The sequence below is a fragment of the Nonomuraea diastatica genome (assembly GCF_004349015.1).
In the GTDB taxonomy this organism is placed as follows: Bacteria; Actinomycetota; Actinomycetes; order Streptosporangiales; family Streptosporangiaceae; genus Nonomuraea; species Nonomuraea diastatica.
In genome coordinates this window covers 1-14,080 of sequence record NZ_SMKP01000008.1, presented here as the reverse complement: position 1 = coordinate 14,080, position 14,080 = coordinate 1, and the positions used below count along the sequence as shown (strand labels likewise).

Sequence of the window (14,080 nt, the reverse complement as noted above, 5' to 3'; positions counted from 1 at the left end):
AAAGACGCCGGTCACCTAGAAGACCAGCGTGATGAGATTGAGGTCACCGTCGATGACGATAATGCCGGCGACGGCGAAGAAGGCGATGACCCAGCGCATCCGGATGACTCGCCTCTTTCTCTTGAACCAAGCTTTTGCCTTGACCTGACAGCTGAGCAGCGGGGAGCTTCTTTTCATGTTCATAAAGTACCTTCGCCGACTCGGCGAGGCGATACACCGCAGTGAAACCCCGGAATATAAAATGAGGCTCCGGGGATCCGGCCGGCTCAATTAGTGGCCTACGTCGCCGGCTCGCCTTAATTTATGTGGGTAATGGCTCGGCACGGTGCTCTGGGATGCTCAAATTCTCCTCAGAGGGTGAGCACACGAAGGTGGCCGGGGTCCGTGGCGATCGGGTGGCCGTCGAGTTCGGCCCAGGCGTGGAAGCGGTAGGGGTCGGTGGCCGCCCCGAGGCACCAGTCGAGCCGTCGCAGCGAGGCCGCCGCGAACAGCACCGTGGCCAGGGAGGTCTCCAGGCAGGCGGCCCGGCCAGGGTAGCGCCGGGCGACGTGGCGTACGGCCATCGCTGCGGACTCGGCGCGGCTGACCGTCATTTCGCGCCTTCCGGTGGCCTGGCGCAGCCGGGCGACCACGGCGGTCGTGATCCGGAACGGCAGCCTGAGCAGCAGCAGGGAGACCAGCAGGCAGCACCCGGCCAGCAGTGTCGCGCCGGCAGCCGGCCGCCGGCTCGGGCCGAGGGCGGTGGTCACCGCGGCCGAGGGGGACGGGACGGCCCGGCCGGGGGCGGCCTGCGGAGATCCGCGGCGGGCGACGCCGCTTTCTGCAGGCTCCAGGAGACCGCGCCGCAGCAGGTCCCGCAGCAGATCGCCGGCCTCCTCGCGGATCTTCTCCGGGGAGACCTCAGGATGCCGGTCGGCGAGCTCGATCACGCTGCTCTCGAATCCCACTCCCTGGGCCCAGCGTGTCCACAGCGCGCCCGCGCTCGGGTTCAGCGCGTGCCAGGTGCCGGTGGCGATGTTGAGCAGCACGACCCCGCCGTGCCGATGGGCCCGGTGGTGGACGTGGCGGGGGATCCTGGCGTCTAGCATGTGCCGCGCCGGTGGTCGCGCAGCCAGCGTTCGGTGGCCATGAACTGGCTCATCGCGCCCAGCGGCGCCGGCGCGCCGACCAGGACCCGGTCCAGCCCGGCGCGCACGGGCCCAGGCTCGACGACGCCCAGCGCCGCGAGGCGGGATTCGTCGATGAGCCGGTGGAGCCGGCCCGCCGAGGCGCGGGCGCCGTGGTATTCCTCGGCGCTGTAGTCTCCCTTGGTCCGGCGGCTGAAGATGTCGCCGGGCACGAGTCCGCGCATGGCCTCCGCGAGCAGCGGCTTGGCGGCCGCCGGATCGGCTCGTTCGGGCGCGGGCACGGCCAGGCAGGCGCGGACCACCTGGTCGTCGAGGAAGGGCGCGTGAACGCGTACCCCGGTTCTGGCCGCGCCGAGTTCGCGCAGGTGCCGTTGCGCGTCGGCGGAGTGTCTCAGCTCGGTCAGCATCGCGGTGTACGCGGGCCCGGCGTCCGGGTCGACCCGTTCGGCGAGCGCGGGATCGGCCACCCGGGCGGCGAGTTCGGCGCGGGCACCCCGGGTCAGCCAGCTCAGCACGGTGCCGTCGATCGGCCACCAAGCCACCGCTCCTGGCCAGGTGAGGTCTTCGGCGTCGGGGTGCAGCAGGCGGCGGCCGAGCCGTTTCAGAGCCTGTGCCGGACTCGTGCGGGACAGCCGCCAGGCGCGCAGCGCCAGGCCGAACGCGGAGGTCTGCCTGAGCTCCGCCTGGCCGGCACAGTGCCGCATGAGCCGGCGCGGCTCGCGAACGAGGCCCGACAGAAAGGACGGCGCGACGCCGAAGAGAGCGTCGCCGCCCTCTCCGGTGAGGTGCACGCTCTCCGCCGCTCGGATGCGCTGCAGGGAACGCCGCCAGGCAAGATCCCCCCGCATGGGTTCGCCACCGGGCGGGCAGTCCAGGTCGGCGTAGGGCAGGGTGGCCGGGCCTCCGCGTACGGTGGTCAGTTCGATGCCGCGCCGGGCCAGCGCCGTGGCCGCGGCGAGGTCGCCGGCCGGGATCTCGGGATGGTGGTAGAGGATTCCGCGCACGCGCGTGTGCCGGGCGGCGGCGAAGGCGAGGGAGGTGGAGTCGAGCCCGCCGCTGAAGTCTGCGGAGACCGGGCCGCCGGCGCACCGGGCCGCCACCGCCCCAGCCAGCGCGCTGCGCAGGCCGGCGGGCGGGCCTGCCGGGCTGGCCGGCCCCGTGTGCACGCTGCGCCGGTTCACCCGCAGCAGGCGACCGCCGGGCAGACGGGTCACTCCGAGGTACGGTGAGCGGTCTTCCCACAGCGGCAGCACGCTCGGGCACGCGATCCTGGCCACCAGCGAGATCGGGTCGATGCCGCTGCCATGCCGGTCGGCCAGCACGCCTGGGTGCGATGCCAGGGCGAGTTCGTCGCCGTGCCTGGAGAGGTAGAGCGGGAACTGCCCGGCCAGGTCGGTGAACACGGTGAGTTCGTCACCGTCGGCCAATATCCAGGAGTAGGCTCCCGGCAGGCTGGTCAACGCGTGCAGGTCGGCACGCCCGGCGGCATCCGCGATCGTGTCCGGGTCGCCCAGACATTGGCCGACGAGCAGGAACCGGCCGACCTGGATTGCTTCGCTGGGATGCCGGACTCCGTAGGGGCGAAGGTCTGCCTCGGCGCCCGCGATCACGGCGAGCAGCCCGAGAGGGCGTGCGGGCAACTCAGCCCCAGTAATACTGGGAGTTCGCGTCGGCCGAGCCGTTGCCCGAACTTCCCTTGGTGAGCTCGCGCACGTCGCCGAAATCAACGATTCTGGGAGGCATATAAGGAGAATCGGAATTTTCGCAAGGAGGGCCTACGAGGTCATCCGCGGATGCGCTTTCATTCAACCCCGAAAATCTCATGGTTCATGATAATAGCCGCAGGACGCCGAAGGAAGCGACAGCCATAATTTGAGGCGGGACGGGGCGGCCCGGGCGCCTCCCAACCCTTAATTTATGGTTGTCCTTCGCCGTCGATGCCCATCAGCAACGCGCCTTGCGCGGTGGCGCGCGGCAGCTCGCTGGTCACCACCAAGGGCTGGCTCCCGTCGTAGGTGGCGGCCATCGCGGTCTTCCTGATGCCCTCGTTGCACGCCTCGATCGCGAGGTCCCCCGCCCTGCCGAAGACCCCGCCCAGCACGACCACATTCGGGTTGAACAGATTGCACAGGTTGCCGATCGCCAGGCCCAGCTGTGTCGCGGCGTCCCGCACGATGCGGCGGCAGATCGGATTGCCCCGCACCGCCTCCTCGATCAGCTCGGTGGCGCTGGACGGCCGGGGAACGAGCTTGTCGCCCAGCATGGCCTGTGCGTCGCGGAGCATCGAGTCGGCGCCGACCAACGTCTCCAGACAACCACGGCCGCCGCACAGGCAGAAGCGGCCGTCCGGCTGGATCATGGTGTGGCCGAGCTCGCCCGCGCAGCCTTTGGCGCCGCGGAACAGCTTGCCACTGATCATGATCCCGGCGCCCACGCCGGTGGACGCCTTGATGTAGATCAACGTTTCTTTCCGTGAATGCCGGTAGACGTACTGGGCGTAGGCCCCCAGGTTGGCGTCGTTGTCCAGTCGCACCCGCAGATACGGGGGCACGTCCAGGTGCTTGACCTGGGCGAGCGCGTTCGCCAGCGCCACCGCCGGGTTTTCGCTGCCGTCCCACGGCGGCAGCAGGGGCGGGACGAGCGTCTGGTCCTGCGGGTTCACCACACGCGGGATGCCCATGCCGATGGTGGCGAGACCGTCGCGGCCGTCGGAGACCCGGCCCACCACCGCGCTGATCGCCCGGGCCGCCGCGCCCAGCCAGGCGTCCTGACCGTAGGCCGCGCCCACGTTGATGAACTCGGTCTCCGCATCGTCGTGCGCCTGGTGCGCACGACGCGCGATGACCACCGTGTGCTGGTAGCCGAGCTCCACCCCGACCGCGACCCCGGACAGCGGGCTCAGGCGTATTTCCTGGCTGCCGCCACGCTCTGCGGGTTCGGCGATGCCCTGCTCGCGTAACGCCTTGACCTCGTTGTAGATGGTGATCTCCGAACGGCCGGTCCGTTGCTCAAGCTGCTTCTTCGTGGCGGACCGCGCCATGAGAGCCTTGATGATGGCCAGCCGCGTCGCCTGTTTGGGGCCGTTGGGCCTCTTGAGAAGATCGAGCATGCCGTGCAAGCGGAACCCCGTTCATCACCGGTGGCTACTTTTCAGGTATACACCTTCCGCGGGCGCCCGCCCGGCGTCACCGGACCCGGCTCAGGGGCCGCCGCAGGCCTTGCGGATGCCGTAGAACCAGCTCAGATACTGGTCGTGCAGGTCACGGCCGGCGATTCGCAGCCAGGCGTCGTCGGCGTTCTCCAGATGCGAGAAGTTCGCGCTTCCGGTGTAGACGCGGGGCGTGATGTCGTCGTCGTAGAAGCCGTCCAGCATCATGAGCTTGGTGTGGGGCACCACGCTCCGCGAGCCGACGGTGAACCGGCAGGGCGTGACCTGCATGTACTTCCCGTTGGACGCCCGTTTGGCGAGGATCACACGGATGTCGCCGTCGACGTTCTTCGTATCACCCGAGGCGTTCTCGTAGAAGACGATGTCGATCCAGCAGTTCTCGCCCCTGAGCCGCAGCAACTCGTCGGCGATGGCCTTACGGTTCTTGTTGAAGGCCGTGAGCGACAGCCGGATGTCGGTCTGCCGGGTGACGCCGTCGGTGTCCTTGTAGGAGCACTCGACGAGCCGCAGGATGTTGACGACGGGGTCGCCGGACGCCTTCGCGCGGGGGAAGAAGTGCGCCTTGATCGGCGTGCCTGTCGGGGTGGCCCAGAAATAGCCGGGATTGACGTCCACGCGCCGGCCCGCGCGCAGGTCGTCGAAGTATTTCAGGTAGCCGTCATAGACCGTGGCGTCGGTGAAGGTGTAGGCGTCGTTGTAGGAGTTGTACAGGTACCAGTCGGACAGGTTCGACGACGTCTGGAAGCCGACCTTGGCGTGCACGGTGCCGTCGACCAGCACGTTGGAGAAGAGCGCGAACTTGTTGTGCTGGTAGTTGCGCGCGATGCAGCCGCGGTTCCCGGCGGCCGGGTCGGGATATTCGCAGCCCACCACCCACGAGGCGGCGCTCTCCGAGGTGCCGAGCACGGCGGCGAGCCGGGCGTGGACGGCGTCGTTGGAGGTGTCCTCGCGGCTGTCGAGGATGACCTTCACCCGCACGCCGCGGTCGTGGGCGGCGACCAGCGCGCCGGCCACCTCGCTCGACCGCTGGCCGGTGGAGAACTGGTGCATCACGAACCGGATGTCGCCACCGGGCCGCACCGCCTGGATCAGCCTGATCAGCTGGTCCATGACGGCGGACTGCGCGGCGCTCGGCGTGCCGGGCACGCCCGAGTCGGCGGTTGGGTCGTTGAAGACGGGCGCGTTCAGCACGGGCGGCCCGGTGACCGCCGTGGTCTCCTCGGCGGTGGCCGGGTGGCCGGTGGCGAGGAGCGCGGCGGCCAGGCATAACGCCACGGTGGCGCGGCGGCTGACGGATCTCGTGGTCATGGAGGTCCCCCTCGGAGGGTGGGGCATGATCGTCGAGATTGACTGTCCTGTCAGCGATCGGAGCTGTCAAGGCCGGGGTCAGGCCGACTCGCGGATCACCAGCTCGGTGGGCAGGATCACCGGCTCGCTCGCCCCGCCCTCGAAGAGGTTGAGCAGCAGCCTGACCATGGCCGCCGCCTGCTCGGCGACCGGATGGCGGAGCGTGGTCAGCGGCGGCTCGGTGTATTTCGCCGCCTCTATGTCGTCGAAGCCCACCACGGCGACGTCGTCGGGCACCCGCCGGCCGGCCTGGCGCAGCGACTGCAGCGCGCCGACCGCCATCAGGTCGTTGGCCACGAACACGGCGTCGAGCTCGGGATCGTCGCGCAGGAGCTGGCGCATCGCCACCGCCCCCGACTCCCGCGTGAAGTCGCCGACGGCGACGATCGAGCGGTGGTCGGAGTCGCGCAGCACGTTGCGGTAGCCGGTCAGGCGGTCCTGGCCGCCGATCATGTCCTGCGGGCCGGCGATCGTGGCGATCCTGCGCCGCCCCGTCTCCACCAGGTGCCGCACTCCGGCCTCCGCGCCGCCGATGTTGTCGTTGTCGACGTACGGGATCTCCACGGGGACGGCCGGCCGGCCGTAGGAGACCACGGGGACGCGCAACCGCGACAGGGCCGACGGCAGCGGGTCGGCCCCGTGCATGGAGATCAGCATGACGCCGTCGACGTGGCCGCCGGAGATGTAGCGCTCCACGCGGGCGTGGCTCTTGGGGGAGGAGGCCATCATGAGCACGACCTGCTTGTTGACCGCCTCCAGCTCCATGGAGGCCGACCTGATCGCCGTGGAGAACATCGGGTCTTCGGAGAAGACGCGGGTGCCGGGCTCGCTGACGACCAGGGCGACCGAGTCGGTGCGCTGGGTGACGAGGCTGCGCGCGGCGGAATTGGGGACATAGCCCAGCTCGTCGATCGCGCGCAGCACGGCGTCGCGGATGTGCGGCGCCACCGTCGTCTGCCCGTTGACGACCCGGGAAGCGGTGGCGCGCGACACGCCCGCCCGGGCGGCGACCGCTTCCAGCGTCGGACGTCTCATGGCTGGACCGGCAGGAGGGAGAGCATGGAAAAAATCTACAGGCCGTTTCGGCTGATCACGTCCCGGTACCAGAGGGCGCTGTCCTTGAGCGTCCTGGTTTGTGTCGCATAGTCCACATGGACGATGCCGAAACGCCGCCGATAGCCCTCCGCCCACTCGAAGTTGTCGAGCAGCGACCAGACCAGATATCCGCGCAGGTCCGCACCCGCCTCGATGGCCCGGTGCACCTCGCGCAGGTGCCCGTCCAGGTACGCCACCCGCTCGTCGTCGTGCACGCGCCCGTCCTCCACGACGTCGTCGAAGGCCGCGCCGTTCTCCGTGACCATCAGGCCGACCTGCGGGTAGTCCCGCGAGAGGCGTACGAGCAGCCTGGACAGGCCGTCCGGCACGATGGGCCAGCCCATGGCGGTCGTCGGCGCGTCCGCCGCGGCGAACCTGACGTCCTCCGAGCCCGGCCACGCGGCGTCGGCGGGCAGCCCCGGGCCCGCCTCGACCACGCACGGGTTGTAGTAGTTGATGCCCACCAGGTCGATCGGCGCGTTGATGAGCGCGAGGTCGCCGTCCTGGATGTGGCCGGTCCCGCCGTTGCGGGCCACCGCGTCCAGCACCTCCTGGGGGTACGTCCCGTACACCGCCGGGTCCAGGAACTGCCGGGTCAGCAGCGTGTGGATGCGGTGGGCGACGGCCGCGTCCGCCTCGTCCGGCACCGCGGAGGGGTCGTTGACCTGGGCAGGGGTGAGCACCGGCGCGGAGTTGACCACCAGCATGATGCTCTGCGCGCCGCCCGCGCGCAGCCGCCGCGCGGCCAGCCCGTGGCCGAGCAGCAGGTGGTGCGCGGCGCGCATGGCGTCGGCCGGGAGGCGGCGGCCCGGGGCGTGCACCCCGTTGCCGTAGCCGAGGAACGCCGCCACCCACGGCTCGTTCAGCGTCGCCCAGTCGCTGACGCGGTCGCCGAGCCGGTCGTGTACGGCCTGCGCGTAGTCGGCGAACCGGTAGGCCGTGTCGCGGTGGGTCCAGCCGCCGCGTTCTTCGAGGGCTTGGGGGAGATCCCAGTGATAAAGCGTGACGTAGGGCGATATTTCGGCGGCTAGGAGTTCATCGACGAGCTTGTCGTAGAACGCCAGGCCGCGCGGGTTGATCGACCCCGCGCCGTCGGGCTGGATGCGCGGCCAGGCGATCGAGAACCGGTAGGCCGCCAGCCGCAACTGGCGCATCAGCCCGATGTCGTCCCGGTAGCGGTGATAGTGGTCGCACGCCACGTCGCCGGTGTCGTCGTCCGCCACGTTCCCGGGGGTGTGGGAGAAGGCGTCCCAGATCGACTGGCCCCGCCCGTCCTCCTTGACCGCCCCCTCGATCTGGTACGAGGCCGTGGCGGCCCCCCAGACGAAGTCCTCGGGAAAAATCATCCCTTCACAGCTCCTTGCATGATTCCGCCGATGATTTGCTTGCCGAACAGGGCGAAGACGGCAACGAGCGGCAGCGTGCCGATCGCCGTTCCGGCCAGGCCCAGCACGTAGTCGTTGACGTATCCGCTGGCCAGCGTCGACAGGGCGACCTGGACCGTCGGGTTGTCCGGGCTCAGCACGACCAGCGGCCAGAAATAGTCGTTCCAGGCCGACATGAAGGTCAGCATGCCGAGCACGGCCGCCGCGGGCCGGGCCGCCGGCAGCACGACATGCCAGAACAGCCCCCACGTCGTGCACCCGTCCACCCGCCCGGCCTCCAGGAGGTCGGTGGGCAGGGCGCGCGAGAGGTACTGCGTCATGAAGAACACGCCGAACGCGTTGACCAGCGCCGGCACGATCAGCGCGTAGTTGGTGCCGGTCCACTCCAGCTTCACCATGAGCATGTAGAGCGGGATGATGCCGAGCTGCGCCGGGACCATCATGGTCGCCACGGTGATCACCAGCATGGCGTTCTTGCCCCGGAACGTGAGCTTGGCGAAGGCGAACCCGGCCAGCGTCGAGAAGAACATCACCGCGATGGAGATCGATCCGGCCACGATGATCGAGTTGAGCAGGGCGAGCCCGAAGGGGACGGTGTCGAAGACCCGGGCGACGTTGGCGAAGAAGTTGCCGCCGGGCAGCAGCGGTGGCGGCACCTCGGCCAGCGCCGAGTTGTGCCGGGAGGCCACCACGACGCTGTAGTAGAGCGGGAACGCCGAGAAGAAGGCGACCGCGGTCAGGGTCAGATGGCGCAGCCTCACACCAGTCCTCCCTTCGCCCTGCGGGTGATCAGGAAGTTGATGCCGGCCACGATCACCACGGCCAGGAACATCAGCCAGGACGCGGCCGAGGCGTAGCCGAAGTCGAACGTCGAGTTCGCGAAGCCCTGCTCGTAGACGAACAGCGCCAGGGTCTGGAACTGCCGGTCGGGCCCGCCGGTGGCGATGCCGCCCCCGCCGCCGCTGCTCTGCCCGAACAGCATGGGCTCGGCGATGATCTGCATGGCGCCGATCGTGGAGACGATGACCACGAAAATCATCGTCGGCCGGATCATCGGGATGGTGATCCTGCGCAGCTGCGTGAAGTTGCCCGCCCCGTCGAGGGTGGCGGCCTCGTACAGCTCGCGCGGCACGGCCTGCATGGCGGCCAGGAAGATCAGCGCGTTGTAGCCGGTCCAGCGCCACATGATCATCACCGACAGGGCGACGTGCGAGCTCGCGGTGCCCGCCGCCCAGTCGATGCCGCCGACCCCGAACCACGACAGGACCCAGTTGATCATGCCGAAGTCGCGGCCGAAGAGCTGGCTGAAGATCACCACCACCGCCACCACGCTCGTGACGTTGGGCAGCAGCAGCGAGACCCGGAACAACGTCTGGAGCCGCAGCCGCCGGTTGAGCAGGTGCGCCAGCCAGATGGCCAGCGCGAGCTGCGGCACCGTCGACAACACGCCGATGGAGAGCGTATTGAACGTGGCGTTCCAGAAGTAGTCGTCGGTGAGCAGCGTCGCGAAGTTGTCCAGCCCGATGAACGTCTGGGTCTCCGACAACAACGTCCACTCGTGCAGGCTCACCCAGGCCGTGTAGATGAGCGGGAACAACCCGAACGCGCAGAACAGCAGGAAGAACGGCGCCACGTAGGCGTACGGCGACACCCTCACGTCGAGGGTGTGCCGCACGCCCTGCCCGCGCCGTCGCGTGACCGCGAGGGGAAGAGTGCTCATTTGATCTTCTTGACGTCCTCGAGCACCTGCGCCCACGCCTCATCCGGCGTCTGCTTGCCCTGCTCGACCCGGCCGAGCCCGTTGCCGATGGCGACCCGGACGTCAGCCTCCTTGGGACCGAGGTGCTGCGGCTTGAGTGCCTTGGCCGCGTCCGAGTAGATCTTGCCGATGGGGGCGTCGCCGAAGAACGGCTTGGTGAAGTTCTGGATCTCCGGGTCGTCGTAGAGCGCCGGGATCGAGGGGAACGTGCCCTCCTCCTTGAACACCTTGGCCTGGTTCTCCTTGGAGGTGAGGAAGCCGATCAGCTCGGCCGCCTCCTTCGGGTGCTCGCTCTGCTTCGGCACCATCAGGTGCGAGCCGCCGCTGTTGCCCGAGCCGCCGGGCACGGCCGCGATGTCCCACTTGCCGGAGGCGTCCTTGGCCTGCTCCTGGATGAAGCCCGTCATCCAGGCCGGGCAGATGATCGTGGCGAACGAGCCCTTGGCGAAGCCGGTGTTCCACGGCGGGGAGAAGGCCGCCAGCTTCGCGGTCAGGCCCTCCTGGGTGAGCTGGTTCGACAGGTCCCAGGCCTCCTTCACGTCGGGGTTGGAGTCCACGATGATCTGGTCCTGGGCGTCGTACAGGCCGACGGGGGCCTGGTTGACCATGGCGCGGAAGATCTCACCGGGGGAGTCGACGAACTTCGCGCCGGCCACGTTCGCCGCGGCGAACTTCTTGCCGGTCGCGATGTACTCGTCCCACGTCGGCCAGAGCGCCGCAACCTCCTCGCGGTCGCTCGGCAGGCCCGCCTTCTCGAACAGGTCCTTGCGGTAGCACATGGCCAGGCCGCCCACGTCGGTGCCGAGCCCGAGCACCTGCGAGCCGTCCTTGCTCAGGCCCTGCTGCCACTTCCAGTCGAGGTAGTCGGCCTGCCGCTTGTCGAGCCCGAACTGCTTGAGGTCGGTGAACTTGGCGGGCTGCGCGGTGAACGTGCTGATGTAGCCGACCTCGACGGCCGTGACGTCACCCGCGCCCGAGTTCGTGGCCAGCCGCTTGACCAGGTTGCTGTGGTGGTCGTTGAACTGCGTGACGTTCTCGACGATCTCGATGTTGGGATGGGTCTTCTTGTATTCCTCGTAGAGAGGCTTGAAACCGAAGTCGCCGAAGAGGTCGACGGTCAGCTTGATCTTCTCGCCGGGGTTGGCGCTCGCCTCTGTGGCGGAGTCGCCGCCACCGCCACCGCCGCCGCCGCACGCGGCCGCCAGGGTGAGCGCGGACGCGGTGAGCAATGACAGGCCGAGCCGCCGGATACGAGGGGTCATCGGAAACCCTCCTGGGTAGGAACTCAAAGGTTGAGAGAGCGCTCTCTCAAGAGATTCCAGGCGTCCGTATGGCTATGTCAACGGGTCCTGAATAACAATCGGCGTTATGAAGAGAGCGTTCTCCCGGCTCCGGCAGGTGCCCGGCGGGCTTCGTCCCGGGCTTCGCTCAGTCGCTGAGCGCGCGGCCTGCCATCCGGGCGTACATCCGGCCGGGGCTCGGCGCCCTGGCCAAGAAGCCGGGCAGCATGGGCAGGCCGACGGCGAACGGGTCGAGCCGCTCGTAGAGCTCGTCGGCGTCCGCGGGCCGGTCGTCCGGCTTCTTCTCCAGCAGCTGCGCCAGCAACGCGCCCAGCTCTCCCGGCAGCCCGGGGAGGGCGGGCGGACGCTCCTTGACCTGCTTCTCGAAGACCACGTAGTCGGTGGGGCCGGTGAAGAGCGGGCGTCCGGCCAGCATCTCGTGCAGAACGCAGCCGAGCGAGTAGAGGTCGCTGCGCGGCTCGGCGACGCCGTGCTGGATCTGCTCGGGCGCCATGTACGCCGGCGTGCCCATGATCTGGCCGATCCTGGTGAACGTGGAGACGTCCGCGTCGCGGAGCATGGCCAGGCCGAAGTCCAGCACCTTCACGCTGCCGTCGGGGCAGAGCATGAGGTTCGTCGGCTTGAGGTCGCGATGGCAGATCGACAGCGCGTGGGCCGCCGACAACACCGCGCACGCCTGGGCCGCGATCGCCGCCGCCCACGGCACGGGCAGCGGGCCGTGCTCGCTGACCACGTCGGCCACCGTGACGCCCTCGATGAACTGCATCACCTGGTAGAGCCGCTGCTCGTGGGCGCCGAAGTCGTACAGCACGGGGGCGCCGGGGTGCTCCAGCCTGGCCAGGATGCGGGCCTCGCGGATGAACCTGCGCTCCAGCTCCTCGTCGGGCCCGCTGGGCAACCTGAGCAGCTTCACCGCGACCCGGCGATCGAGGTGGCGGTCGTGGCCCGCGTAGACCGCGCCCATGCCGCCCTGCCCTAGGGGAAGGTCGTCGAGCTCATAGCGGTCGCCGATGACCATTCGCCCTCCTGCACCCTTCTCGGGAAAAAACTACACCGTCAGGACGGCGAGGGAGCGCCGGCGTCTGGAGGAGTGGCGGGAGCGTAGCGACCAGAGCGGGGGAAGGCGGCGGCATCGGGCGATCGAGCCTGCCGAACGGAGTGAGGCCATGAGCCCGCGAGGGAGCGCCGGCGTCTGGAGGAGTGGCGGGAGCGTAGCGACCAGAGCGGGGGAAGGCGGCGGCATCGGGCGATCGAGCCTGCCTCACGAAGTGAGGCCATGGGCGGGCGGGTGCAGGTGGCCGTCGGCGAGCCCGTCGAGGCCCAGCCTGATGAGCGTCTGTCCCAGGGCTGAGGTCTCGCGCAGGGCGTCCTCCAGCACGGCGAGCTGCCGGAACGCCGCGCCGTAGGCCTTCTGCTCCCGCAGCGACAGGCGCGGCAGCCGGGTGCGGCGCACGTCGAACCTGCTGGAGCCGGTCGTCACCCGGCCGCCCGCGGCCCGCAGGAAACCGGCCAGGAAGTCGGGGTCGAGCCGCCGGGCGTCGACGCGGTAGAGGGTCAGATGGGGCCCCAGCACCGCACCGTCGTCGGCCATCACCCGCACCGCCGAGTAGGAGGCCACCACGTCGCCGGGGCGGATCGCCACCAGCCCCTGCTGCGTGCTGGTGAGGCCGGACGGCGAGGTGCCGTTGAGCACGTCGTCGGTGGTCAGCACCGGGATGTCGCCGCCGTCCGCGGCCATCTTGGGCGGGGCCTGCGCGGAGGTCACCAGGCCCTCCTTGATCAGGTCGCCCAGCGTGGTGGCGGGCTGGTCGAGCGGCTGCTCCAGCACCTTCAGGTCGGGTGGCACGGCGGCGGCCGCCAGGAACCGGTCGCGGGCCTCGGCGAACGCCCGCCCGACGTCGTCACGCCGCTGGTGGCGGGCCGGCGTCATGTCGACCTCGTCGGCCAGCAGGTCGATGATGCGTACGGTCTGGTCGGAACGGTCCTCCACGTAAGCCTGCCAGGCGGGCTCGACCAGCGACAGGTCGGCCGTGGCGTCGAGGATCAGCACGTCGGACGGCGGCCGCTCGCCCGCCGCGGGGCGGCGCAGCAACCACAGGTCGGAGCCGGGCAGCGCCACGACCGCCCGCAGCGCGCCCGCGCGCAGCAGGTTGGCGCGGATGCGGCGGCCGGCCTTGCGGCTGGCGGCCGCCGGGGGCATGAGGATGGCGACCAGGCCGCGCGGTTTGACGTGGGTGAGGCAGTGCTGCACCCAGGCCAGCTCGGGCTCGCCGCGCGGAGGCAGGCCGTGCTCCCAGCGCGGGTCGCCGGTCAGCTCCTCGTAGCCCCATGCGCGTTCGTTGAACGGCGGGTCGCACACCACGGCGTCGGCTCGTTCTCCGGCGAACCCGTCGTGGCGCATGGAGTCGCCCGCCACGACCGTGGCCTCGATGCCGCGCAGCCGGAGCCTGGAGGCGGTGATGGCCGCCGACGTCTCGCTCAGCTCCTGGCCCAGCATCCTGGCGGGCATCCCGCGCTCGCCGCCGCCCCCGCCATGAAGGGGGTCATGAACCGACCGCGCGGGGGCGAGCAGCAGTGTCCCGACGCCGCAGGCCGGGTCGAGGACGGTCGCGCCGTCCGGGCTGACGAGCCGGACCATCAGCTCGGCCACGTCGTCGCGGGTGACGGAGAGCTGCCTGGAATGTGCTTCGAGGTAGCGCTCACACAGGAACTCGTACGCGGTCAGCGGGCCGTGCTGCCCGGCCAGCTCCAGGATCAGCTCGGCCAGCTCCAGGTCGAGCCCGACTGGTTCATCCACCGCCCTCGCGCCCTCAGCGGCCTTCCCGGCGCCGGGGTCGTCCTCGGCACGGGCGATGCCGTCGCGGCCGGGCCCGTCGCCTGCGTAGGTTCCTGGGGCG

The 14,080-nt window shown here is 69.9% G+C and carries 13 protein-coding genes; all 13 read right to left on the bottom strand.

Annotated features, from left to right (window positions below):
• Positions 1-15: 15 nt before the first annotated feature.
• Complete coding sequence (locus E1294_RS52385) at positions 16-177, bottom strand: hypothetical protein (protein ID WP_165977072.1); 162 nt, start codon at positions 175-177, stop codon at positions 16-18.
• Between the two features lie 173 nt (positions 178-350).
• Positions 351-1,088 (bottom strand): lasso peptide biosynthesis B2 protein, encoded by a 738-nt coding sequence (locus E1294_RS04125; protein WP_132504615.1) that lies wholly within the window; start codon positions 1,086-1,088, stop codon positions 351-353.
• A complete protein-coding gene (locus E1294_RS04120; protein WP_165977071.1) occupies positions 1,082-2,767 on the bottom strand; it encodes an asparagine synthase-related protein in 1,686 nt (561 codons plus the stop codon). The genes E1294_RS04125 and E1294_RS04120 overlap by 7 nt, the downstream gene beginning before the upstream one ends.
• Before the next feature lies 1 nt (position 2,768).
• Positions 2,769-2,870: a lasso RiPP family leader peptide-containing protein gene (locus E1294_RS55415; RefSeq protein ID WP_246082801.1), complete on the bottom strand. Its 102-nt coding sequence runs from the start codon at positions 2,868-2,870 to the stop codon at positions 2,769-2,771.
• Positions 2,871-3,042: 172 nt separating this feature from the next.
• A complete protein-coding gene (locus E1294_RS04110; protein ID WP_132504609.1) occupies positions 3,043-4,236 on the bottom strand; it encodes an ROK family transcriptional regulator in 1,194 nt (397 codons plus the stop codon).
• 90 nt (positions 4,237-4,326) lie between these two features.
• Positions 4,327-5,604: a phospholipase D-like domain-containing protein gene (locus tag E1294_RS04105; protein WP_165977070.1), complete on the bottom strand. Its 1,278-nt coding sequence runs from the start codon at positions 5,602-5,604 to the stop codon at positions 4,327-4,329.
• Positions 5,605-5,682: 78 nt separating this feature from the next.
• The gene (locus E1294_RS04100) at positions 5,683-6,678 is read right to left on the bottom strand and encodes a LacI family DNA-binding transcriptional regulator (RefSeq protein WP_132504604.1); all 996 of its coding nucleotides are present in this window, start codon (positions 6,676-6,678) and stop codon (positions 5,683-5,685) included.
• A 35-nt stretch (positions 6,679-6,713) separates the two neighbouring features.
• Positions 6,714-8,084 carry a GH1 family beta-glucosidase gene (locus E1294_RS04095; protein WP_132504602.1) on the bottom strand — a complete coding sequence of 457 codons (1,371 nt, stop codon included), beginning with the start codon at positions 8,082-8,084 and terminating at the stop codon, positions 6,714-6,716.
• A complete protein-coding gene (locus E1294_RS04090; RefSeq protein WP_132504600.1) occupies positions 8,081-8,884 on the bottom strand; it encodes a carbohydrate ABC transporter permease in 804 nt (267 codons plus the stop codon). The genes E1294_RS04095 and E1294_RS04090 overlap by 4 nt, the downstream gene beginning before the upstream one ends.
• Positions 8,881-9,843 carry a carbohydrate ABC transporter permease gene (locus E1294_RS04085; RefSeq protein WP_132504598.1) on the bottom strand — a complete coding sequence of 321 codons (963 nt, stop codon included), beginning with the start codon at positions 9,841-9,843 and terminating at the stop codon, positions 8,881-8,883. Before E1294_RS04085 ends, E1294_RS04090 begins: the two co-directional genes overlap by 4 nt.
• A complete protein-coding gene (locus E1294_RS04080; RefSeq protein ID WP_132504596.1) occupies positions 9,840-11,144 on the bottom strand; it encodes an ABC transporter substrate-binding protein in 1,305 nt (434 codons plus the stop codon). The genes E1294_RS04085 and E1294_RS04080 overlap by 4 nt, the downstream gene beginning before the upstream one ends.
• A 166-nt stretch (positions 11,145-11,310) precedes the next feature.
• Positions 11,311-12,201, bottom strand: a complete 891-nt coding sequence (locus E1294_RS04075; RefSeq protein WP_132504594.1) for a serine/threonine-protein kinase — start codon at positions 12,199-12,201, stop codon at positions 11,311-11,313.
• Between the two features lie 243 nt (positions 12,202-12,444).
• Positions 12,445-14,080: N-6 DNA methylase (locus E1294_RS04070; protein WP_132504592.1), on the bottom strand; the 1,636-nt coding region annotated here is incomplete at its 5' end.

Excerpts from the sequence above, each read along its gene's own strand:
- E1294_RS52385 (WP_165977072.1), bottom strand. The coding sequence starts at position 177 with ATGAAAAGAAGCTCCCCGCTGCTCAGCTGTCAGGTCAAGGCAAAAGCT.
- E1294_RS04125 (WP_132504615.1), bottom strand. The coding sequence starts at position 1,088 with ATGCTAGACGCCAGGATCCCCCGCCACGTCCACCACCGGGCCCATCGG.
- E1294_RS55415 (WP_246082801.1), bottom strand. The coding sequence starts at position 2,870 with ATGCCTCCCAGAATCGTTGATTTCGGCGACGTGCGCGAGCTCACCAAG.
- E1294_RS04110 (WP_132504609.1), bottom strand. The coding sequence starts at position 4,236 with ATGCTCGATCTTCTCAAGAGGCCCAACGGCCCCAAACAGGCGACGCGG.
- E1294_RS04105 (WP_165977070.1), bottom strand. The coding sequence starts at position 5,604 with ATGACCACGAGATCCGTCAGCCGCCGCGCCACCGTGGCGTTATGCCTG.
- E1294_RS04100 (WP_132504604.1), bottom strand. The coding sequence starts at position 6,678 with ATGAGACGTCCGACGCTGGAAGCGGTCGCCGCCCGGGCGGGCGTGTCG.
- E1294_RS04095 (WP_132504602.1), bottom strand. The coding sequence starts at position 8,084 with ATGATTTTTCCCGAGGACTTCGTCTGGGGGGCCGCCACGGCCTCGTAC.
- E1294_RS04085 (WP_132504598.1), bottom strand. The coding sequence starts at position 9,843 with ATGAGCACTCTTCCCCTCGCGGTCACGCGACGGCGCGGGCAGGGCGTG.
- E1294_RS04080 (WP_132504596.1), bottom strand. The coding sequence starts at position 11,144 with ATGACCCCTCGTATCCGGCGGCTCGGCCTGTCATTGCTCACCGCGTCC.
- E1294_RS04075 (WP_132504594.1), bottom strand. The coding sequence starts at position 12,201 with ATGGTCATCGGCGACCGCTATGAGCTCGACGACCTTCCCCTAGGGCAG.